Below are 21,918 nucleotides of genomic sequence, written 5' to 3'. Positions count from 1 at the left end.
TCAGCTATGCCCCGCTTCCCGGATTGTGAATGCTTGAAAATCCGCATAAATTGCGCGAGAGTACGAAATGACCGGCGATCCTTTCTCCGACATCCTCAAATTCACTAGCGCGCAAACCATGGTGACAGGCGGCTTCACCGCCGGCGGGCCTTGGGCGTTGCGCTTTCCCGCGCCCGAGAAGATAAGTTCTTCGCCGTGGTGAAGGGCAGTTGCTGGATCCGCCTCGAAGGCGAGGACGAGCCGGTGCATGCGCAAACCGGAGACGTGCTGCTGCTCGCCTCAAGACGCTCCTTCATCCTCGCCAGCGACCTGTCGGTCCCACCGCTGGACGCGATGGCGGTGTTTTCCGGCTGCAAGATCGCGCAGCTCGGCAACGGCGGGGATTTCGCCCATATTGGCGGCCATGTGCTGCTCGACCAAGCGAGCGGGCGGCTGCTGGCCGACGTCTTGCCGCCATGGATCCACATCCAGGCCTCGTCGCCGCAAGCGACGATCCTGCGCTGGATCCTCGACCAGCTGGTGCGCGAGCAGGCGGATGGCCAGCCGGGCGCAAGCCTTGCCTCGGCACAGCTAGCGCAATTGCTGTTCATCCAGGTGCTGCGCGCGCATCTGCAGACGTCGAGCCTGATGCCCGCCGGCTGGCTGCGCGCGCTCGCCGATCCGCGACTGGCACCGGCGCTGCGGCTGATGCATGGCGACCCCGGCCGTGACTGGCATCTGGAGGAACTCGCCAGGGCTGCCGCCATGTCGCGCACCAGTTTTGCCTTCCATTTCAGGCAGACAGCCGGCGTCGCGCCACTGACCTACCTGACGCAATGGCGCATGCATCTGGCCGAGCGCGCTCTGCGCGAGGAAGATACGCCCGTGGCGGTGCTGGCCCGCTCGCTCGGCTACACCTCCGAAAGCGCCTTCAGCAACGCCTTCAAACGCGCCACCGGCACCGCGCCCAAGCGCTATCGGACCGCGGGGAGAGCCGAGCGGTCGGAGGATACGGAGGCTCAGTCGTTGAGCCTGGTGTCCTGAGATAGGGCCATTTTTCGAGCTCCCAGCACACCGGTCCAATAGGCAACCGGTTGCGCGAACGCCTCCTCTCCGTCTCGGCTTCGCCGAGCCATCTCTCCCCCTTTCGTCTACACTATGCACAGATCTTCTGTGACTGGCGTGAGCAATCGACCCGAGGCTCGATTGCCATGTGGTTCCCCCAAACCGTCGCTGCTTCGCAGCGCCACCTTTCCCCCTCCGGAGGGAAAGGAAGGGAGCGTTGCTGGACGAGCGTTGACGGCAAAAAGCTTGGCGCCTTTCCTCTACCCCGTCGATCGGGGGGTCCGAAGGACGGGCGAGACCCGTGGCTCGCCCCGGCAGGTGGCTCGGCGAAGCCGAGACGGAGTGGGGGTCGACCAGCGCGGCATAAGACAATGCATGCGCCAAGCTGCCATATGGCGCAAAAAATCTGGTTCCTCCCCTGCGGACCGGAAGCAAGCACAAGCAAGACAGGTGGACAGCTCGGGGCTGTCCACCTGGCCCCCGTCTGATGCATGTCGCCCCAAAGGGGGCATCGGTTTTCAGGGAACCGACATGCAGGCCCGCGGACAGAGTGAACGTTGGCGTCCGCTGCGGCCAGTCGTCATATGACGGGTATCAGCTCAGAGCGGTTACTCCTTGGCGCGATAGGCTTCCGGCACGACAAACACCTCGTCGGCCCGGCCATAGCCGCCGTCGGCGATCTCTTCCACCAGCACCATCGTGGTGGGGCGCGCGACCTCGCCGAAAAAGTCGACGAACATGGCGGTGGTCCGATGGATGAGGTCTTCCTTCTGCGCCTTGGAGAGTGCGGCCTGCGGTACTTTTATGTTGGCGAACGGCATAGTCGTATTCCTTCTGTTTGAGGTTGGGTTTCAGGCTTTGGGATGGAGCAGGTCGGCAAGGCCGATCCGTTCCAGGAGTTGCGCGCGCACGCGGTCGGCAACGCCGTTGACGATTGCTGCGCCGTCGTCGGAGGGATCGATGTGGACGCGCAGCGGACGCCGCCCGTGCGGCATGGCGACGAGGTCGACGATGGCCGCCGCGATCTCGGCCGGATCGGCATCCGCCGGCTCCAGCGCCGCCAGCCCCTTCAGCGCCTGCTGATCGGCACCGGCATAGGGGCCGGACCAATAGGCGTCGGCGCGCTCCGCATCGGCTGGTGCCGCCGCATGGTGGAAATGCTCCGTGCCCTTGGTGAAGGCGCCCGGCACGACGATCGTCGTCTCGATGCCGAAGCGGGCGAGCTCCAGCGCATAGCTCTGCGCCAGTGCGTCCATCCCGGCCTTGGCGGCGAAATACGGCGCCAGGAAGGGCGGCGTGCCGCCGCGCGTGCTGCTCGAACCGACCCAGATCATCTGGGCCCGGCCGAGAGACCGCATATGCGGCAGGGCCGCGCGGTTGACGCGCTGCGTGCCGACGACGTTGACATCATAGAGCTGCGCCAGCTGTTCGGGCGAAAAGGCTTCCGCCGGCCCGAACCCCATATGCCCGGCATTGTGGATCAGCACATCGAGCCGGCCGGCCTCAGTGACGATCTGCTGGATCGCCGCCTCGGCGGAGGCATCCGAGGTGACGTCGAGCGCAATGGTCTTCAGCGCCAGGCCCTCGTCACGAGCGAACTTTTCCATCTCGGCTACCGCACCACCGCGCGCCGAGGGGTCGCGCATCGAGGCATAGACGGTGTGGCCAGCTCTCGCGAGCGCCCGCGCCGTCATCGCGCCAAAGCCGCTGGAGGTGCCGGTGATCAGAATTGTATGTTGCATATCAGTCTCCTTCAGATCACGCCGCCATTGGCGCGGATGATTTGCCCGTTGACCCAGAAGCTATCCGGCCCGGCCAGGAATGAGACCACGCCGGCAATGTCGTCGGGCTGGCCCAGCCGGCCGAGCGGGATCATCTTGCCAATCGCCTCGATCTGCGCCTCGCTCTTGCCATCCGTGAACAGGGCGGTCTCGACCGGTCCGGGCGCCACCGCATTGACGGTGACGCGGCGCGCGCCAAGCTCCTTGGCGAGGATATGCGTCATTGCCTCGACACCCCCCTTGGTGGCGGCATAGACGCCGTAACCCGGCTGGTAGAGGCCGACGACGCTGCTCGAAAAATTGACGATGCGGCCGCCATCGCGCAGGCGTTTTGCGCCTTCGCGCATGCCCGCGGAACACACCGCCGAGATTGATGGCGATCTGCGTGTCGAAGGAGGCGTCGTCGGTCGCGGCGATCGGCGACAGCTTCATGATGCCGGCATTGTTGACCAGGATATCGACGCCGCCGAAGGCCTTCTCGCCGGCGTCGAACAGGGTGGCGATGCCCGTGGGATCGGCAATATCGGCGTGCACGGCGATCGCCTTGCCGCCTTCGGCTTCGATCGCGCCGACCACCGCTTCGGCCTCGGCGCGGCCCCGTGCATAGTTGACGACGACGGCAACGCCGTCGCGGGCGAGCCGCTGTGCGATCGCCGCACCGATGCCCTTGGAGGCGCCGGTCACGATCGCGGTTCTGGTTTGATTTGTCATGGAAGTCTCTCCGTATTGTCAGTGACACGGATATAGACGTCGCCACCTTCCGGATAATCAGTCGATCCTTGACATCACTATTCGGAAACTGCGAACAAAGCCCATGGATCGCCTGGACACGATGCGGCTCTTCGTTCGCGTTCTCGAGCGGCGCAGTTTTACCGCTGCCGCCGCCGATCTCGGCCTGCCGCGCTCAACCGCGACGGAAGCCGTCCGCCGGCTCGAAGAACATCTCGGCGCGCGGCTGCTGGAGCGGACGACGCGGCAGGTGAATGCCACGCAGGACGGCGAGGCCTATTACCAGCGCTGCCTGTCGATCCTGGCCGAGATCGAGGATGCCGAGGCTGCCTTCCGCAAGGCCGAGCCCTTCGGCCTGCTGCGCATCGACGCCAGCACGCTGCTCACCCGCACCTTCCTGCTGCCGCGCCTGCCGGAGTTTCTTGGGCGCTACCCCCGGATCGACCTGCAGATCGGCCAGAGCGACCGGCTGGTCGATCTCGTGCGCGAGGGCGTCGACTGCGTCATCCGCGTCGGCGAGCCGCCCGACAGCGGCATGATCATGCGCCGGCTCGCAGTCATCCGCGAGATGACCTGCGCCAGCCCCGCCTATCTCTCTCGCCACGGCACACCCGCCTCCCCCGATGCGCTCGACGGCCATCAGGCGGTCGGCTTCGTCTCGTCGCGCACCGGCGAGGTGCTGCCCTTCGAATTCACCGTCAACGGCAAGACGCGCGAGGTCCGGCTGCCGGGCCGCGTCGCCGCCAACAATTCCGACACCGCCGCCGACCTCGCACGGCTCGGCCTCGGCCTCATCCAGGCGCCACGCTATCGTTTCGAGAAGGACCTTGCTCAGGGCATGCTGGTCGAGGTGCTGGCCGACTACCCGCCCTCGCCGACGCCGCTGTCGGCGCTCTACCCGCAGAACCGGCAACTCTCGCCGCGCCTGCGCGTCTTCCTGGATTGGGCCGCGCGCATCTTCGCCGAGGCGAACCTGTAGGGGATAAAGCGGTTTACCTCCAACGACATCGGCTCCCTGGTGCCGCAAATGCAGCCGTCTTCATCACTATGAAGGGGGACGCAAGCCGGCGGCCGTGAAATGGTGCCCGGCATGGCAAACACGGAGATCGGAGGCTGCGATGAAGCGCCTCTACCTCATGCTAGGCTGTCTTCTGCTTGGTCTCTTGCCGGCCGGCAGCACTCGGGCCGCCGGCGCGATCTTCTTCGGCGACGATGAGTCCTACGGATGGTGCTCCGGCTACACAAGCAGGGAAGCCGCGCGCAAATGCGCGCTCACGCAGTGCAAGGACGCCGAAGGCGTCAATTGCCAGCTGGCCCTGGAATGCCAGGGCGGATGGGGGGCGGTCGCCATCGGCGACAATGGCGGTTATGGCATGGTCTGTGAGGCCTCCTCGGAGGTCAATGCACGCATTCAGGCCCAGCTGGCATGCATCTTCGCGGTGAAAGGCCTGTGCCATACGCAAACCACCTTCTCCGAGCGCAACCAGTCCATCAGCCAAGAGGACAACGCGCTGTTTGACCGAACGGTTTTCGCCCAGGTCCTGCTGACCAGGCTGGGCTACTACAAGGGCCTGATCGACGCCAACGCGAAATCGGACACAAAGAGCGCGCTGAGGTCGTTTCAAAGCCAGGCGGGCTTGCCGGCTACCGGCGAACCTGACGAGAAAACGCTCGACCAGCTGACCGCCAAGCTCGGCGGCGCCGGCGCGCTCGTAACGGCCATCCTTGAGGGAAATCGCGATATCGATACTTCGGACTGGCACACGAAGACGGCGGCCCCGCGCGTCGAGGCTGTGCAGGCATCGACGTCGCAGGACATACCGGCCTCCCCGCTCGAGTCATTCGGCGTGAATGAAGAAGCCCTGAACGCAGCCCTGTCGGAAGGTGTCGGCAACATTAATGGCCAGACGGGCAATAATTTCAGTTTCCAGGGAACGTTCACCTGTGGCCGCCTGGCGGGCGACAGCAAGATCAAGTGCACGGCGGCGGTGACCGATCCAGCCAGTCCGGAAGCGGATGTGGTCGATCTCTACCATGTCGATGGATCGGACGTATTCGCCCAGATGGAGGCAATGGCCGACAAGAGGGCGCGCGAGGAAGGCGGCGCCGACCACCTCGACAGGAGGTCGCAGGCGACGTTCAAGACCAAGGATGGAGAAAAACGGGTGGTCGATTTCGGTTGCGTGCAGCGCTTCGGATACCGGGTCTCGCACGGCATCTGCTATATCGAAGTCACGAAAAGCATCGGCTTGATGACGACCGTGGCGCCGCCATCGCCAAATCGCGATCCGGGCGGCGTGAAAGCCACGGATGAAGGGACAGCCGAAATGCAAAGGGCATTCGACCTGTTGGGAGGGATGTCGCTCGCCCTGCTCAACGTTCCGTTGAAAAAGTAGGGGACGAAAGGTTCTCCGCTACAGGCCGCCCGAGCGACAGGCAGCCGTTCCTACCCCCGACACTTCTTGCAGGCGGACCCGTCGCATTCCTTCGCGCGCCCTCTGTCCTGCCGCGAGCAGACAAGGGGAAAACGCCGCCATCGACCCCATCGCCGACGAAACCGTAGGTATTGAAGCAAAATGGCACTATTCTGCGCAGTCTGGGGTCTTGGGACAAGCGGATGGATTTCAGCACGGGCCATGGCTACCTCCTCATCGGCGGCCTTATCCTGGTCGGCGCCGGGCTGCTCATCCTGTCGCTGATCGTCAATCTTCGCGTCGCCCACAGCGTGCGCAACGACGTGCGCCATCGCGAAAAGCTGCTCGAATATTATCGCAACATCTTTTCACAGCTGGGCGTGATCCTGATCGGCATCGGCGTGTCGCTGTTCATCTTCTTCTTCCAGCAGAATTATCAGGACCAGCGCAGACGCGAGACGGAACTGCAGCAGGTTCTCGCCAAGCTGGCGGCGCGCATTGCCCGCGGCGCCCCCGTCGTCGGTTCGCTTGGCGAATTCGACACGCTGCTGGATGAAGGCGGACCCTATGTCGGTCCGGAGCTTGGAGGAACGAACGCCGCGGTCAGCGCGCAGGGAACCGGGCTCGGCAAACAGGTCGCCGAGATCCTGCTGGTCGAGCGCGACGTCGATATCAGGGACTTCGACATCTTGAACCTGTCGCGCGATTTCGAATCGTCGTTCGTCGTCAACGAGCTCGATCCGACACTGTGGTTCAACATCGTGCGCGACGAGAGCGAGATCAAATATGCCACAACCCAGATCGCCCTCGATTACAAGGACCTGCAGGACGCGATCGGCGGTGATCCGGTCGAGGTCGCGGTCGCCAATCCCGAAAAGCAGCGCAAGATCAAGCATGAGGTGCTCGACATCTTTTACGATGCCGACCTGCTGCGCCTGCGCAGCAGGCGATTTCTCGGCCGTGCGTGCTGGCTCTTCAGCAATGGGCGCGGCTTCGTCAGCCTTCGACCGATCGATGCGATCGAGGCCGATGCCAGGTCGCATCAGGAATGGATCGACAGATCGAAGCCGGTGCTGACGCAGGCGAAGTCGGGCAGCGGCGATTGCTTCAAACTGCTCCAATTCGGCCACGCGTCCTGAGCCGGAGCGAGAAAGCGGACGTTGAACTTCCAATGGCCGATGTCGTGAGTTGACCCATTCCGGCCGTCGCACCCCCCTCACCTTACGGAAAGAACCTCCTCGCTCCATCGAAGACATATGGCGGCTGAGCGCAGATTCCCCGCCCTTTCAAAACGGATGCACGACCCAACGCCCCAGGCTATGCTGCCCCCATCGGGCCGACGTCATCCAAGGGGAGGACATGACATGCAGGCAGTGCCGATAGCGCATCAAGCCGCGCAACCCGCGGTCGGCCCCGTATCTTCGGTGACCGGCTATCCGGCCGCCGTCCTGTGCTGGCTGCTTTCGGCTGGTGTCTATATCGCGGCCAAATGGGTGGCGCCTGAAATGCCGCCCTGGGTCTCTGCTTTTGGCGGCTGACGCTTGCTTGCGCCATCCTGCTGCCGATTGTGCACCGTCATCACGACGCGATGATCGGGCTTTTGCGAACGCGCGCGGTGGAGGTCGTCGCCGTGGGCGCGATCGGCCTCACCCTCTGCCAGGGTATGATCTACCATGGCCTCAACGACACCGACGCCACCACGGCCGGCATCATCATGGCGCTGTCGCCTGTCATGACGATGGTGCTCGCCCGTTTGGTGCTTGGCGAACCGCTCGGACTGTGGAAGTCGCTTGGCGCGTTGGTTGCGCTCGCCGGGATGATTTTCATCGTCGCCCATGGGAACCTGACGGCGCTGCTGCAACTCAAGTTCAACGCCGGCGAGCTCTGGATCGTCGGCAGCGCGTTCTGCTGGGGCCTGTACACCGTGCTTTTGCGCCGTGCCAAATTCGGCATCGAACTCCTGCCGATGGTCGTGTTGCTGCTCGGCGCCGGTGCGCTGGTCGCCTTGCCTTTCCATTTGTGGGAATTGTTCAACGACGAACGCTCCGCCATGAACGTCCACAGCATTCTCGCGCTCGCCTATCTGGCAGGTCCGGGCGGCGCCTTGATGTACTATCTCTACAACAAAAGCGTGGAAACGCTCGGCGCGAGCCGGGCGAGCATGCTGCTCTACCTGCAGACGGTGTTCGTCGCCATGCTCGCCTATCTGCTGCTCGGCGAGGGCTTGCACGATTACGATCTGGTCGGTGCGGCCTTCATTGTCGTCGGCATCATACTCGCCACCGTGGTCAAACCCAGGCCAGCTTAACCACGCGTGGGGTAGAAATCTTGCGAGTGATGGCGGAGCCGTTGGCGATTGCGTGCCAACCTCGCCCTGTTGCCCCTGTCAGCCCTTAGTCACCCACGCGCCGCAGCGTGCCGAGATGATTGTCGTCGAGGAAGCCTATGGTCATCGCCGACGCCTTGCCGTCGGGGCCGACGACAAAGCTCACGCCGGTTGGCCTGTCCGGCGTCTCGGCATCGGGGAAGGTCAGGAAAAGATCGCCGTCGAAATGCGCCAGGGAATAGGACCGGGCGCCGGCCGGGCCGACCTTGAGCACGAGGCCGTCTCCCGCATTCGCCACGACCGCGTCGCCGAAGAAGTCGTTGGCGTAGCGGCCGGCATAGGCACTTGCCGGCCTGGCCGGCCTTGCCGGAGACGGCGGCTTGGCATAGGTGGCCTTGGCCGCCTCGACCACCGGGCCGAACATGCCGTTGTAGATGCCGTCCCACGCCTTGATCCAGTCCTTCTCAACTGACCCCTCGAAAACGAGATCGGCAAAACTGTCGGACAGCCCTTCCGGCACGCCTGTCGGAAAGGCGTTGGCGATGATGACGATGCCAAGCTTCTCCTGTGGGAAGATCGTCACCAGCGTGCGTGCGCCGACGCTGAAGGCACCCGCATGGCCCCTCAGGCCATGGCGACCGAATTCGACATTCCAGCCGAGGCCGTAGAACGATGCGCCGCCCGACACAGGGTTCTTGCCCCGCGTCATCAGCGGCACATGCGTCTGATCCAGCGCATCGGCGGCAATCAGCGTCTTGCCGGCATAGACCCCGTCGCCGAGGATGAGGCGCACCCATTGCGAGAGATCGCGTGCGGTGGAACTGACGCCGCCAGCGGGCGCCTGCGCATCCGGATTGCGCTCTATCTTGGCGGCCCAGGCGCCGTCGACCTTGATGTGGAGTGCTGCCCGATTGGCATGCTTGACGAAATCCGCATGACGGGAGCTGGTCAAGGCCATGCCAAGCGGACGGTAGAGCTTCTCCTCGGCGACGTCCTCCCAGGATTTGCCTGTCGGCATGGCTGCGGCGATGGCGCCCTCTGTCAGTCCGAAATTGCTGTAGGAGTAGCCGGCACGGAAGCTCGACGATGGCGGCACGAACCGCAAGCGATGCAGGATCTCGGCGCGGTCGTAGCCTATGTCCTCGAGGTCGTCTCCGGCGGTGCCGGGCAGTCCGCTGCGGTGCGAAAACAGGTCGCGGACGGTGAGTTGGCTGGTCGGATAGGGATCGGCCAGCCGGAAGGCCGGATCGAGGTCGGCGATCTTCGAATCCCAGGACACGATCCCGTCGCTGACCAGCGCCGCCACGACGGTGGCGGAGACCGGCTTGGAGAGCGAGGCAATCTGGAACACCGTGTCCGGATCGACCGCCTCAGGCTTGCCTGCCTCGCGATGGCCGAACCCTTTCAGGAAGACCACTTGGTCATCATGCACGACCGCGATGGCGAGACCGGGCACGCCACCGTCGGAGACGGCGGCTTGCGCCAGCACTTCCAGCTTCGACAGGGCAACAGCGATGCGCTCCGGCGTAATGGTGTCGGCCGACGCGGCACGCGGCCAAAGCGCCAGTACGGCGATGCAGGTCCAGATTCGCCAGTGGCGGAGATTCCGATCAAGCCGCATGCTCGCGCCTCCCCTCCGTGCATTCACCCGACAAACAGTACAGCCTGGCGCCGGCGAGGCCAATGCTGGCTCACCTCTGGACTTTCGCCGCAATCGACCCGCGCTGCGTTTTCGGGCAATCTCCCGACGGCGCATCCATGGGGAGAAGATGCGCCGCCGAGGGAGGATAGCCATGACCAGGACGCCTGCAGCCAGCCTGCCGCGCTATGAGGATGCCGTTGCGCGCTTCCGCATCGAGGACGAAATCGCCAGGCTGCACGGCAACCCGGCAACCGGCATCAATGCCTATGTCGAATGCTGCGGCCGCCACACCGGCGACAACCGGCTGGCGCTGCGCGCGATCTCGGCCGGCGGCGAACTCCGGCTGCTCAGCTTCGACGATCTTGCTGATATGTCGGGCCGCGTCGCCAACCTGCTCAAGGAGTTGGGTGTCGGCCCCGGCGATGTCGTCGCCGGCATGCTGCCGCGCATTCCCGAACTCATAGCGCTCATCCTCGGCACCTGGCGCATCGGCGCCGTCTACCAGCCGCTGTTCACCGCCTTCGGCCCGAAGGCGATCGAGCATCGCCTGGGCTACAGCGGGGCCAAACTGGTGGTGACCAATCCGGCCAATCGCGGCAAGCTCGACGAGATGGAGACCTGCCCACGCGTGGCAATCATTCTTGGCGCCAGCGATGCGCTGCCCCAAGGCGACATCGATTTCCGCGCCGCCCTCGCCGCCGCCTCCCTCGATTGCGAACCCGTGATGCGCAAGGGCGACGACCTGTTCATGATGATGTCGACCTCGGGCACCACGGGCCTGCCCAAGGGCGTGCCGGTGCCGCTCAGCGCCCTGCTCGCTTTCGGCGCCTATATGCGCGACGCGATCGGGCTGCGCCCCGACGACGTCTTCTGGAACATAGCCGATCCCGGCTGGGCCTACGGCCTCTATTACGCCATCACGGGGCCCTTGATGCTCGGCATCGCCACCACCTTCAACGAAGGCGCCTTCACCGCCAAAAGCACCTACGAAATCATCGAGCGGCTCGGTGTCACCAGCCTTGCCGGCTCACCCACCGCCTTCCGCCTGTTGCTCGCCGAAGGACCCGACGCCGCCGCCCGCATCAAGGGCCGGCTGCGTGTGGTGAGCAGCGCCGGCGAGCCGCTCAACCCGGAAGTGATCCGCTGGTTCGACACCCACCTCAATGCGCCGATCCACGACCACTACGGCCAGACCGAGAACGGCATGATGGTCAACAACCACCATGGCCTCGCGCATTCCGTCCGCGCGGGCTCCGCCGGCTTCGCCATGCCGGGCTACCGCATGGTGGTGCTCGACGAGACCGGCCAAGAACTCGGCCCCAACCAACCCGGCATCCTCGCCGTCGACATCGCCAACTCGCCGCTGCGCTGGTTCGACGGCTATCACCAGGCCGAGACACCGGCGATCGCGGGCGGCTATTACCGCACCGGCGACACGGTGGAGTACGAGCCGGACGGCTCGGTCTCCTTCATCGGCCGCGCCGACGATGTCATCACCTCGTCGGGCTACCGCATCGGCCCCTTCGACGTCGAAAGCGCGCTGATCGAACATCCCGCCGTCAACGAAGCGGCCGTGGTCGGCGTGCCCGACCCGCAGCGCACCGAGATCGTCAAGGCCTTCGTCATCCTGGCGCCCGCTTACCAGGGCAGTCCGGAGTTGGCCGAGGAACTGGCGCAACACGTCCGCAAGCGGCTGTCGGCCCACGCCTATCCGCGCGAGATCGACTTCGTGGCGGAGCTGCCGAAGACACCGAGCGGCAAGATCCAGCGGTTCTTGCTGAGGAAGGCGGAGGTGGAGAAACGGCAGGGCTGAGAGGGTCACAAGGGCAGAAATTTCCCTTTGCGCCAAAGACAGCAAGTCATCTTCCAAGCCTCGGAATGACTTAGGCGTTGGCTGCCACGACGCGGGCGACGTTAGGCCGACGTTTGGATTGGAACGAAAACAGAATATTAGGCCGCATGCCAAACACACTCCTCTAGCCGAATTGCCCTCAAGCACATATATTGGCGTCGAAGCGAGGGTTTGAGGATGTCCAGAAAAGGTCAGCACGTCGTTCCGGCTGCGAGCGGATGGAGCGTTAAGAAAGCTGGTGCATCGCGCGCATCGAGCACTCACGCCACTCAGCAGGAGGCAATCGCCGCAGCAACGCAGATTGCCCGCAATCAGCGGACCGAGCTTTACATTCACGGGCGCGACGGACGCATCCGTGAGCGCAATTCCTATGGCAACGATCCCCATCCCCCGAAGGGATGACCGCGCCGCCATTCGAGCGGTCGGTTTTCGTCAACTGTCCTTTTGACGAGGCCTTCGCCCCACTTCTCCAGGCGATCGCTTTTTGTATCACCGACCTTGATTTTTTCCCCCGGCTGGCCCCCGAGAATGCGGACAATGCCGCCAATCGGCTTGACCGCATTCTCGAACTGATTCGCGGATCGAAGTACGGCATACACGACCTAAGCCGGTGCAGGTCGACCGCAGCGGCAGAATACGCGCGGCTAAACATGCCATTCGAACTGGGACTCGATCACGGCTGCGCACGATTTGGCAACGGTCAGATGAGCGAGAAGACCATCCTGATTCTCGAAGAGACTCGCTACGACTACCAGAAAGGTCTCTCTGACATTTCGGGATGGGACATCCATGCCCACGAGGCAGACTACATCAAGGTGGTGCGGATCGTTTCAAGCTGGCTGATCCGCCAGGCAGGCGCCGATCCAGTCGGTCCGGCCAAAATCCAAGGTGACTATCTGACCTTTCAAGAGTGGTATTGGGAGCGCGAGACAGCGCGCGGTGCTTCAGACGACGACATCAAAGCCTATCCTACAGTTCAGGTCGTTACCGCGATGCGCGAATGGGTGGAAGCAGGCCGGCCGGACTAGTCCGGCACGTCCGCAAGCGGCTCTCGGCGCATGCCTACCCGCGTGAAATCGATTTCGTCAGCGAGTTACCAAGGACGCCGAGCGGCAAGATCCAGAGCGGTTCGCCGTTTCGTGAAACGGTGAAATGCTCCAAAAGCCAAATTTTCAGCTTTCCCCGCAATCAGGCCGCGAATTCCATGGCCAATCTGATCTTCAGCTGAGGCGCGCACGAAACAGCGTGCAGCCGTCCGTCAGCCGGGACCTTGAGATATCCCGGAATCCAGCCTCGGTCATCCACGCGCGATACTGACCTTCCGTGTAGGATTCGCCGTGGCGATAAAGGTTCAGGAAGGTGAGATTGAGAAAGACACCCTCGGGCGGGCCGAGGCGGTCGTCATCGACGACACCCCACCCCGCAATTGCGATCTCGCCTCCTGGTGTGAGGCAACGCGCCGCGTTCAGGATCGAACTGCGCGCCTGGTCCGGTGGAAGGACCTGGACGACGGCCTTCAGGATCGCCAGATCGTGCCGACCGATCGATGGCGCGACCGTTATGTCCCCCTCCTCGACGATCACGTCGTCGGCGCCGTATTCTGAAAGGATAGCTGGCGCGACCGCCGCGACCGTCGGCAGTTCCATCAGCGTCGCCGCAATCTGTGGCCACCGCTCGCGCAGTCCGACGAGAATGGTCCCGGCGCCCCCGCCGATATCGATCACCGAACCGATCGCCGAGAGGTCCAACTCGCGGGCCAGATGTCGGCCGAAAATCACCCCGCCCGGCGCGAGCATGCGGCTGAAGGCCGCCGCGGACTTAGGCCCCGCTTCGGAAAAGTCGTGCAACGCGGCCGGCCGGTTCTGCCGCAGCGACTCCGCGGTCAAGAGGTCGGCTCCCCATAGCTCGCGCAGCAGCGCATGGTCGCCGCCGCGATAGGCGGGCTTGGACGCGTCGAGGAAGGCCGACGCTTCGGCTCCGTTGCGAAATTGACCATCCTCGACGTCGAGGAGACCGATGCTGGCGAGCGCGTAGAGCAGCCGCGACAGACGATCGGGATCGACGTTGAGCACGGTCCCAAGGCTGTCGGCAGTCGCGGCATCGCCACCGAGCCGGGTGAAGACGCCGAGGTCCAGCCCGGCTCGAAGCGCCAAGGCGGAGGGCACCGCTGCGATCAGTCTGTCGATCCGATCAGAATCCACCATGTCAGGTCCCCTTGCGCATCCAGGACCGACTTCGCGGCTCCCATAAGATTAGAACCTGCGTTCTCCGGAAAGTGAAGACAAAATCATTGTGTCGAGCGACCGACACGGTGGCATAACGGATACTGCTGGCAAAGTTGAATGAACGTCGGCTTCTGAGAATGTCTATCGCCGCCTCGACCAACTCGAGCGACGTCGGCGGAGCGCCGCCTGTCCTCTTGCAGGTTGGTTCTAGATTACCGCGATGACCCTGCCTGCCTTATTGAGGCGACAACCGACTTGCGCTTGCCGGACTTCGATGCCGCCTCGTCTCGCATAGTCTATTCGCACCTTGATCGGCGCCGTCAGTGCACCTCCACGTCGATGCAGGACACCTGCGCTGACCGCGCGGACACGGACGGCGCCGAGCGGCTTGGCGGCGGACGTGATCGCCGCGCGGCAGGCTTGTACGACCGCGGCCGGCGTGCCGGGTTTCGCTGTCAGCCCTTCCAGGGGTGCAAAGGGGTATCCCCTGGTGAGGTCGCCCTGGCCGTCTTTGGAAGGCCTGAGGACGGGTGGCAGGACGATCGATTGCCTGGTGGTCTTGGTAAAGGCCGTCGCTGTCGTGGCAGAGGTGGTGGCTGTGGTGGCAGAGCCAGTGCCTGCCGTGGCAGCCGTCTGACCACCTGGAGCGGTTGCCGATCCGTTTTCGGCGGACGAAGCGGCGCCCAGGCCGACACCGGTCGAAAGGCCTCCGCCTGGGGTGCCAACGTTGCCGCTGGCACTGACGCCTGCGTTGCCAACGTTGCCGCCGGCGCTAACGCCTGCGTTGACCGACCCGTTGCCTGCGCCGACAGAAGCTCCGACGTTTGCTCCGCCAACGCCGCCGGCGCTTGCGCCGACCCCTACGGATGCGCCTTGCGAACCGGCGCTCACGCCAGCACTGACCCCGAGACCGCCAACCTTGCCGCCCAAACCTGCATCGAGCGCCGAGGCAGGCCCGGTTGCGATACCGATGGTCAGCGCGGCTGCGAAGTATTTTTTCACCGTCATCCTCCTGCGCCATACATTTCGCTCACCTGTCTTTCACGGCGAAAGTGGTCGGATTGGCAGCAATGCGGGGGGCAGAGCAATGGTTGCCAGTTGAACAGGCTGTGGTGACTTTGGGCCCTTCACCTTACGTTTTTTCGGCAGGCCGGGTTTACGGGCGGCGACCGAACGCGATGGTGAACTTGCGAGCGCACTCTTGGAGGTCCCTGCCTTAGGCGCGCGCACCACGGCCGCCGTCCGACGTTTTTCCTTGATGGCGTCGATTTCCTCGCGCGCGGCACTGAGGCTGCGGGCCAAGCCGTTGGCCCTCTCACGCTCCTGGTCCAGCGCCGCACTCAAGTCCATCGAGCTCTGCTTCAAGGCGTCGCGTTCCTTGCGAGCACTGTCGAGGTCACGCATGGTTGAATCTGCTCGTTGACGTTCCAGCTCGAGTGCATCTCTGGCTTGGTTTGAAGCGGCGTCGGCCACTTGTCGGTCCTTCACGCCCTTGGCCTGCTCCATCGCGGCCAGATTTGCGTCTGTCTTGAGGGCATCGATCGTTTGACGAGCCGTGGCGAGTTCTTGTTCCAGGAGCTCAACCTTATGGCGCTCCTCATCAAGCGCCTGCTTCGCAGCGGCGTCGGCCACTTGTCGGTCCTTCACGCCCTTGGCCTGTTCCATCGCGGCCAGATTTGCGCCGGTCTTGAGAGCATCGATCGTCTGGCGGGCCGTGGCGAGTTCTTGTTCCAGGACCTCAACCTTATGGCGCTCCTCATCAAGCGCCTGCGTCGCGGCGGCGTCGGCCACTTGCCGGTCCTTCACGCCCTTGGCCTGTTCCTCTACGGCCAGATTTGCGCTTGTCTTGAGAGCATCGATCGTCTGACGCGCCGTGGCGAGTTCCTGTTCCAGGAGCTCAACCTTATGGCGCTCCTCATCAGGCGCCGGCGTCGCAGCAGCCTGGGAGGCATCCGTGGGGGGCTGCGCTTCAGGCATCGCGCCTTTCTTGCTGTCCCAGAGACCGGCCTCCGCCCTGAAATTTTCGATGGCACGCTGTGCTGTCTCCAGATTGAGCGTGAGAGCTTCGTCCGTTTGCTGCTGCTCTTTCAGGGCCTGCGCTTGCCTTGCCAGTTCAGCCCGTGCCGCGGCCAATTCGCGGCGTAGGGCCTGCTCCTCCTCGCTGGGCACCGTCTGCAAGCCCTTGAGGGCCTGTGTTTCGCTGAGCGTCAGATTGAATATATCGGTTCCGACCACGCCGGGCTGCACCTTTTCAGGTTCTTTCGCGATATCAGTGTTGTCCGAAACGGCGGCCGACGAACGGCCGTAGACCGCGGCAGTCGCGGACGCATCGGGCGTCTGCTGGCTATTTGCCGGAGACGCCAACAGCAGAATGAGGATTGACGAAACGAGGACAGCATGGCGTTGCACCCCATGCGCATCCCGTGAAGGGAAATCAAAGGCCGTCGTTTAAAGGTGAGATCACAGCGTAGACATTTTGACGTAGTACCCTGCAAATGATCCATCACTTGACCTCACCTGGCGCGACCCTCACCCGCGATTGTATTCTCCACTTAGTTCGAGCCACGGCGCTGGATGCCGCGTCACCTGGACGCTATCTTCTATTTCCTCGGCTGTTGTCATTCGAACGAACGAAACGTTTCCCCTGCTCAATGCCGGGAGACAGCTCTGTCCGAAATCAGCGGCGCTTAAGCATGCCCCGGCGGGCGGGCGACCAGATTTACGCAGGCAAGGCTGCGGCCCGGATCGGTCGAGCGCCAAAACCTTGACGGCGCCGTTGCTGTGGCCTCTTGTCCACGTGAGTGAGGCCGACAAGGGAGGTGCCCACCATGGAAAAGATCATCCTGGACTGCGACCCGGGCATGACGACGCGATCGCTATTCTGCTCGCGGCCGGAAACCCGAAGATCGATCTCCTCGGCATCACCACGGTTTCGGGCAACCACAATGTCGAGAACCGCCCGGTGGACCAAGGGCATGACGGTCTGCAATTCCGAGAGGATGGGCGGCATGCGCCATTTCGGCGACACGGCGAGCGAGCAGAGCGACTTCCGCCACACCGTGGCGATGAAGCTCGACCATGCAAAATTTTGCGATCTGATCGTGGATACGCTGGAGCGCTTGACCAGGCAGAAGGCGTGACAATCAAATGGTGATAGCAACGTTCAAGAAGGGCTAAGGCGGCTGAGCCCGTAAGCAATGGCATCTTCGATTTGGTGTTCAAACACCTCGGCGTCTCCCTCTTCGACGATGCCCATGATCGCGCGCTGATAGGCATCCCCTAGTGCCAGCGCCACGATCCCGCCAGCGATTGTCAGTGACCCGCTGGAAGGGACCGCGCCAGGCTCGAGCAACCCCGCTATGCGTTGCCGAATAACGCGCATGCCGGACAGGTCAAACACCGTGGACAGGGCGGGAAAGCGCCATCCGTCAGCGACGATCAAGCGATAGAGCGCCAGCGCGTCCGGCTCAAGAAGGGCCGTAATGAAGGCGTGCAGCTCTTCAGCAAGCCGGTCCGCCCTGGGCTTGTTGATGTCGGGGGGCGCGGCGTTCTCGATCTCCTCGCGCATGTACTCGCACATCGCGGTGACCAATCCCTCAAACAGCGCCTCCTTGCTTGGGAAGTGACGATAGAGGGTCATTTTCGCGATCCCCCCCTTCCGCCGCGACCCGGTCCAGCGTCGTGCCGCCGAGGCCATCCCTCAGCAGAATGGGACGCGCCGCGCGCAGGATCGAAGCCCTCGTCTCGGCCATCCGCAGCCTGCGCGGATCGTCGTCTCGCCACTTTCTAGAGCTTCCTTCTTGCATACGATACGATTCCGTCTTATATGATTTTATACGATACGATTGTGTATCGCCTTATAGCCCATTGAGGTCAACATGCGCAACCCCGCCGATCTGGCCCACCTGTTCGCCGACATCATGAACAGCCACAACGCTGAACGCTTCGCCGAACTGGTTTCTGAAGACTACGTCAACCACAACCCCGGCGTCCGGCCCGGCCTGGCCGGTGTCGTTGAGTTCATGGGACATTGGTTCGAAACCCTTTCCGACACCCACGTCGTCGTCGAGGGCGCCTTTGCCGTCGGCGACCGCGTCGTCGGCCGCTACACCTACACGGCCCGCCACACCGGACCGTTCATTGGTGTTCCGGCATCGGGCGCCGAAATTACCATGCGCTCGATCGATATCTGGCGCATCGAAGGCGATCGGTTCGTCGAGCACTGGGACGAGCTCAATCTGCAGGAGGTTCTACACCAGATGGGTGCCTACCCCACGGGTGCCTACCCCACGGGTGCCAACCCCACGGGTGCCAACCCGACGCAAGGAGCTCCGCGATGAGCATCGCCCTGGTTTTGAACGGGATCATTGCGCTGGCGTTCGCCGGCGCCGGCCTGGCCAACCTCATCAATGCCGGCAACGCCGAAGCGGATTTCCAACGCTGGGGCTATCCCAAAGGGTGGCGTTTGTTGACGGCGGGTCTGGAGGTCGCAGGGGCAGCGGCCTTGCTGTTTCCATCGACGCGCGTCATCGCGCTGGTCGGCCTCACGCTTTTGATCCTCGCCGCGCTGGGCACGCTGATCAAGGCACGCGAGGGCTTCAAGCACCTCGCCCCGGCGATCGGCCTTACTGTCATGATCCTGGCGGACGCAGCCGTGCTGCAGGTCTGGGCCTAAGGATGCAATCCTGAATGTCGCGGCCATTGAGCTCATGAAACGGTGGCAGCGAGAACTGCCGCTGTTTCAGCGCGTCTGCTCCAGTGCGCGGCGTGCTGTTCTGGGCCTCCTGGACAAACCGCGTACAACAGGGAATTCTTTCCATTCGCATCGCGCCGGTTTTTTAGTAGGCTGTCGTGAGGCAAGGTCGAGGATCCGGCGTGACGGAAGTCAACGATCGTCTTCTTGAAAGCAAGATGACCAAGGTGGAGCAGGCGCGAGCCTGGAGCCCACGCGTCATCTCGAAATTCGAGACGCTGATCAGGAGTGCCGACGACCACTCGCTCTATCGCGTTAATCCGCGGTCCTTTGCCCGCGACCGCGCAATCGCCGAGCCTGAAGCAATCGACCTCTTCCTGCACGCCGCCCGCTGTGGCTTGTTCGACATGAGCTGGGATGTGCTCTGTCCCCAGTCCGGGATGGTGCTCGATAGTTTCGGCGCCCTGCGCACGCTGAAGACCCACTACGTCTGTGGCCTGTGCGACGTGTCGGGCGACACCGACCTCGACGACTTCATCGAGGTCACCTTCTCGGTATCGCCGAAGTTACGGCGCCTGCCCTACCACGATCCCGAGACGCTCCCTGTCGAGGATTTTCACTGGAAGCTCCACTTCGGGCATGACGGGCGGCTGCCGGGGCAAGACGTTCGCTTTCTTGACGTTCTGCGCGGCTTCGTTCGGGGCATGACGTTTCTGCCGCCCGGCACCACCACAGTGCTGCGCGCCGACCTGGGACCGGGCGCCCTTTCAGGCGTCAACGTGCAGACGCAGGCCGCATTCGCTGTGCCGATATCAGGCGATCCGGTGTCGGCTCCGACACGTCTGAAGATCGACTATGACGGCAAACGCTTCTTGCCGGCGTTGCCCGCCGTGCCACCTGGTCCGATTGTCATCGAGGTCGCGAATAGGGGGACGGTGCGAGGTTCGTTGCTTGTCATCAACTGGCCGCCCGAGCTTGTCGCGCTGACCACTAAGCCGGCGCTCGATTTCGACCCTTATGTTTCCGGTGGAGCGCTGCTTGCGCGGCAAACCTTCCGCCAGCTGTTCCGGTCCGAACGTGTCGACGAGAAGGAGGGGCTCGGCATCCGGCAGATCACCTTCCTGTTCACGGACCTCAAGGGTTCGACCGCCCTGTATGAGCGCCTGGGTGACCTCAACGCCTATGCTTTGGTCCGCGAGCATTTCGCTTTGGTCAACGTGGCCGTTCAGCAGCATTCCGGAGCGGTGGTCAAGACGATTGGGGACGCGGTGATGGCTGTATTCTCGCGGCCGTCGGATGCGATTTCGGCCGCACTCCACATCTTTGAAGAAATCGATCGCTTCAACGGCGACCATGACGGGCCGGGGATCATCCTCAAGATCGGCGCCCACTGTGGACCGTCGATTGCCGTGACGCTCAACGACAACCTCGATTATTTCGGCCAGACCGTGAATGTCGCCGCGCGCGTGCAGTCCTTGGCGGAAGCCGGACAGGTCTGCATTTCCGAGGCGCTCTATTCCGCGCCCGGGGTTCGCGAAATGCTCGCCGGCCATCGTGTCGTGGCTTTTGACGCGCCTCTTCGAGGTGTGGAGGGTGACGCTACTGTCTATCGCATAATGCGGGGATAGACACGATTGCGTGCCCATTCCCTTTCGCACGGCGCTGTGAACGACCGCTTTGCGGCGCACTGCAGCCATTGGCAAATCGGTTAATTAGAACTCACCCGAGGCCGGTTGGCCAAGCGCCGCGCCATCGGGTGCATGCAGGGCCAAGCCGAGACGCCCGTCGAACTGCAAGGCAAAGTGCTCCGCGGCGACATCCTCCAGGCCGTCATCGACGCGCGCCTCGATGCTTCGTCGCATCTGGCCAAGCTGGGTGAAGATCCCCCGTTGACCCTTCGCGTGGCCGGTCGCTTCGCCCTCAATGCCGTCCAAGCGCGGGCCTGGACGTGGATCCAGAGCCGTTCGCGCATTACGGGGCCGTTGCGCCTGTCACAGCACATTCATTGTTGACGGTTATTTTTGTTGGGACGCCGTTTTCGGCTGCGATGCAGGAAGCGCCATGCTTGTTCATCCTCAGTATGATGGCGATTGGCTCAAAGCCTCCGTGGAGCTTTCGGAGGGTTTTGGTGGTTGGTTTGTCCGCGTATGCGAGAACGAGCAGGAAACTTTCCATCAATTTAGGCGCGAGCGCGATGCGATTGCCTTCGCGGACAGACAACGCATACGCCTTGGGCTGCCCTGTCCGCCGTTGGAGCGGACAGCATCTGACGGCCATAAGGCGATCAGAAAGATCAGCCAAATAGCAGATGCATTAAGAGCCAGGGGGCTCGGTCGGTTCCTCCAGCAGGCGGGCACTCAAATAAGCAGATGGAAATAGCGTCTGCCATCGGAATGTACTTCGTCTTCGACGCTTCTCGACGCCCGCCCGCCTGACGCGGAACAGGGTTCAGTGATTGATCAACTCATCATCGGCGCCGGAATCTAAGTATGGAACGGAGCATAGATATCGGCGATGAGGTGGCACTGACGGCGACTATCCTGATGGTTCGTCGGAGTGGCCGAGCGTGTGTGAGCATTCCAAGCCACAGCCTCCCTTTTGCCATTGAGCCTCCGCGGAAAGCGAAGCCCGGCGACAAGGTGCCAATAACGGGGCACGTAACGCGCGTCGATGATGAGGCCGGTAAGATAACGGTCAAGATTAGCGCTCGAGTCATCGTCGAGATCGACACCGTAACGGCCCACCAAAACTTGTACCCATCCGAACGACAGAAGCCGTTTCGCGAGAGATGGTGATGAACCCCTCAAAAGCCGGAGGCCGCACGGATCGTGCTCTATTTTTGGCGTCGAGTGTCACGAGACATCATTTTTGCGACGATCCTATAATCGCCGACGATATCGCTGAAAGGGTTTCAAAGGCGGCCGAGAGCAATACGATTCAGCGATTTCATGGGTGGGGCAGATCGCCACGGATTGCTGAAAGCAGATGTCAAATCGGAACGGTTCCCAGCTCAACCTATCGAAACCGTGACCGACCTGGCCGACGACGCATTTTCCGCCCTTCTGCTCCTTGGATTTTATGCGCTCGCTATGAAACGTTGAGCAGGCCTCCACACGGGGTCCTCACGACGCTGATAGGGCGCGCCAGGCGTCCGCAACTTGCCTTGGGATTTTCATATTTCCTGAAACGGCTTCTCTCACGCAGCCGGCGGG

19 protein-coding genes and 4 pseudogenes are annotated in these 21,918 nt (G+C 63.1%); 14 read left to right on the top strand and 9 right to left on the bottom strand.

The features are described from left to right. Positions 1 to 67: 67 nt before the first annotated feature. Positions 68 to 1,023: pseudogene (locus AC0V8S_RS15530) on the top strand (AraC family transcriptional regulator). 629 nt (positions 1,024 to 1,652) lie between these two features. On the opposite strand, the gene AC0V8S_RS15525 reads toward AC0V8S_RS15530, so the two are convergent. The 3 genes and pseudogenes from AC0V8S_RS15525 to AC0V8S_RS15515 all read right to left on the bottom strand — a co-directional run bounded on the left by AC0V8S_RS15525 (position 1,653) and on the right by AC0V8S_RS15515 (position 3,536). Continuing rightward, positions 1,653 to 1,865: a tautomerase family protein gene (locus AC0V8S_RS15525; protein WP_183461508.1), complete on the bottom strand. Its 213-nt coding sequence runs from the start codon at positions 1,863 to 1,865 to the stop codon at positions 1,653 to 1,655. A gap of 30 nt (positions 1,866 to 1,895) precedes the next feature. After that, complete coding sequence (locus AC0V8S_RS15520) at positions 1,896 to 2,786, bottom strand: SDR family oxidoreductase (RefSeq protein ID WP_475438235.1); 891 nt, start codon at positions 2,784 to 2,786, stop codon at positions 1,896 to 1,898. 11 nt (positions 2,787 to 2,797) lie between these two features. Further along, positions 2,798 to 3,536, bottom strand: a pseudogene (locus tag AC0V8S_RS15515) (SDR family oxidoreductase). Positions 3,537 to 3,639: 103 nt separating this feature from the next. On the opposite strand from AC0V8S_RS15515, the gene AC0V8S_RS15510 reads away from it, so the two are divergent. The 4 genes and pseudogenes from AC0V8S_RS15510 to AC0V8S_RS15495 all read left to right on the top strand — a co-directional run bounded on the left by AC0V8S_RS15510 (position 3,640) and on the right by AC0V8S_RS15495 (position 8,276). Then, positions 3,640 to 4,533 (top strand): LysR family transcriptional regulator, encoded by an 894-nt coding sequence (locus tag AC0V8S_RS15510; protein WP_475438234.1) that lies wholly within the window; start codon positions 3,640 to 3,642, stop codon positions 4,531 to 4,533. Positions 4,534 to 4,672: 139 nt separating this feature from the next. Next, the gene (locus tag AC0V8S_RS15505; RefSeq protein WP_475438233.1) at positions 4,673 to 5,950 is read left to right on the top strand and encodes a peptidoglycan-binding protein; all 1,278 of its coding nucleotides are present in this window, start codon (positions 4,673 to 4,675) and stop codon (positions 5,948 to 5,950) included. 221 nt (positions 5,951 to 6,171) lie between these two features. Next, positions 6,172 to 7,107: a hypothetical protein gene (locus AC0V8S_RS15500; RefSeq protein ID WP_183461517.1), complete on the top strand. Its 936-nt coding sequence runs from the start codon at positions 6,172 to 6,174 to the stop codon at positions 7,105 to 7,107. A 225-nt stretch (positions 7,108 to 7,332) separates the two neighbouring features. Continuing rightward, a pseudogene (locus AC0V8S_RS15495) lies at positions 7,333 to 8,276 on the top strand (DMT family transporter). 85 nt (positions 8,277 to 8,361) lie between these two features. Here AC0V8S_RS15495 and AC0V8S_RS15490 read toward each other — a convergent pair. Next, a complete protein-coding gene (locus tag AC0V8S_RS15490) occupies positions 8,362 to 9,915 on the bottom strand; it encodes a serine hydrolase (RefSeq protein ID WP_475438232.1) in 1,554 nt (517 codons plus the stop codon). 172 nt (positions 9,916 to 10,087) lie between these two features. Between AC0V8S_RS15490 and AC0V8S_RS15485 the strand changes: the two genes are divergently transcribed. From AC0V8S_RS15485 to AC0V8S_RS15470, 4 genes are all read left to right on the top strand, one after another. Next, the gene (locus AC0V8S_RS15485) at positions 10,088 to 11,749 is read left to right on the top strand and encodes an acyl-CoA synthetase (protein ID WP_475438231.1); all 1,662 of its coding nucleotides are present in this window, start codon (positions 10,088 to 10,090) and stop codon (positions 11,747 to 11,749) included. A gap of 216 nt (positions 11,750 to 11,965) precedes the next feature. After that, the gene (locus AC0V8S_RS15480) at positions 11,966 to 12,190 is read left to right on the top strand and encodes a DUF2188 domain-containing protein (RefSeq protein ID WP_475438230.1); all 225 of its coding nucleotides are present in this window, start codon (positions 11,966 to 11,968) and stop codon (positions 12,188 to 12,190) included. After that, positions 12,187 to 12,816 (top strand): hypothetical protein, encoded by a 630-nt coding sequence (locus AC0V8S_RS15475; protein WP_475438229.1) that lies wholly within the window; start codon positions 12,187 to 12,189, stop codon positions 12,814 to 12,816. Before AC0V8S_RS15480 ends, AC0V8S_RS15475 begins: the two co-directional genes overlap by 4 nt. Then, a complete protein-coding gene (locus tag AC0V8S_RS15470) occupies positions 12,789 to 13,016 on the top strand; it encodes an AMP-binding enzyme (protein ID WP_475438228.1) in 228 nt (75 codons plus the stop codon). The genes AC0V8S_RS15475 and AC0V8S_RS15470 overlap by 28 nt, the downstream gene beginning before the upstream one ends. On the opposite strand, the gene AC0V8S_RS15465 is transcribed toward AC0V8S_RS15470, so the two are convergent. From AC0V8S_RS15465 to AC0V8S_RS15455, 3 genes are all read right to left on the bottom strand, one after another. Further along, positions 13,009 to 13,992, bottom strand: coding sequence for a methyltransferase (locus AC0V8S_RS15465; protein ID WP_475438227.1), 984 nt, complete (start codon positions 13,990 to 13,992; stop codon positions 13,009 to 13,011). The two genes, AC0V8S_RS15470 and AC0V8S_RS15465, sit on opposite strands and share 8 nt — an antisense overlap. A gap of 228 nt (positions 13,993 to 14,220) precedes the next feature. Then, a complete protein-coding gene (locus AC0V8S_RS15460; protein ID WP_475438226.1) occupies positions 14,221 to 15,015 on the bottom strand; it encodes a hypothetical protein in 795 nt (264 codons plus the stop codon). Positions 15,016 to 15,054: 39 nt separating this feature from the next. Continuing rightward, complete coding sequence (locus tag AC0V8S_RS15455; RefSeq protein ID WP_475438225.1) at positions 15,055 to 16,422, bottom strand: hypothetical protein; 1,368 nt, start codon at positions 16,420 to 16,422, stop codon at positions 15,055 to 15,057. A 419-nt stretch (positions 16,423 to 16,841) separates the two neighbouring features. On the opposite strand from AC0V8S_RS15455, the pseudogene AC0V8S_RS15450 reads away from it, so the two are divergent. Continuing rightward, positions 16,842 to 16,954 (top strand): annotated as a pseudogene (locus tag AC0V8S_RS15450) (nucleoside hydrolase); the annotation flags it as partial. 67 nt (positions 16,955 to 17,021) lie between these two features. Beyond that, on the top strand, positions 17,022 to 17,153 hold the full coding sequence (locus tag AC0V8S_RS15445) for a hypothetical protein (RefSeq protein ID WP_475438777.1): 132 nt from the start codon (positions 17,022 to 17,024) through the stop codon (positions 17,151 to 17,153). Positions 17,154 to 17,176: 23 nt separating this feature from the next. Here AC0V8S_RS15445 and AC0V8S_RS15440 read toward each other — a convergent pair whose 3' ends face one another. Then, positions 17,177 to 17,653: a TetR/AcrR family transcriptional regulator gene (locus AC0V8S_RS15440; RefSeq protein ID WP_183464983.1), complete on the bottom strand. Its 477-nt coding sequence runs from the start codon at positions 17,651 to 17,653 to the stop codon at positions 17,177 to 17,179. 238 nt (positions 17,654 to 17,891) lie between these two features. Here AC0V8S_RS15440 and AC0V8S_RS15435 point away from each other — a divergent pair, with 238 nt between their 5' ends. The 3 genes from AC0V8S_RS15435 to AC0V8S_RS15425 all read left to right on the top strand — a co-directional run bounded on the left by AC0V8S_RS15435 (position 17,892) and on the right by AC0V8S_RS15425 (position 20,334). Continuing rightward, a complete protein-coding gene (locus AC0V8S_RS15435; protein ID WP_475438224.1) occupies positions 17,892 to 18,353 on the top strand; it encodes an ester cyclase in 462 nt (153 codons plus the stop codon). Next, the gene (locus tag AC0V8S_RS15430) at positions 18,350 to 18,688 is read left to right on the top strand and encodes a DoxX family protein (protein WP_475438223.1); all 339 of its coding nucleotides are present in this window, start codon (positions 18,350 to 18,352) and stop codon (positions 18,686 to 18,688) included. The genes AC0V8S_RS15435 and AC0V8S_RS15430 overlap by 4 nt, the downstream gene beginning before the upstream one ends. A gap of 200 nt (positions 18,689 to 18,888) precedes the next feature. Continuing rightward, positions 18,889 to 20,334: a DUF5939 domain-containing protein gene (locus AC0V8S_RS15425; RefSeq protein ID WP_475438222.1), complete on the top strand. Its 1,446-nt coding sequence runs from the start codon at positions 18,889 to 18,891 to the stop codon at positions 20,332 to 20,334. A gap of 84 nt (positions 20,335 to 20,418) precedes the next feature. Here AC0V8S_RS15425 and AC0V8S_RS15420 read toward each other — a convergent pair whose 3' ends face one another. Further along, positions 20,419 to 20,640: a hypothetical protein gene (locus tag AC0V8S_RS15420; protein WP_475438221.1), complete on the bottom strand. Its 222-nt coding sequence runs from the start codon at positions 20,638 to 20,640 to the stop codon at positions 20,419 to 20,421. Positions 20,641 to 21,918 lie beyond the last annotated feature (1,278 nt).

The organism is Mesorhizobium oxytropidicola, assembly GCF_056174625.1.
Note: the sequence above shows the minus strand (reverse complement) of the source record. Positions and strands in the feature narration are given on the sequence as shown.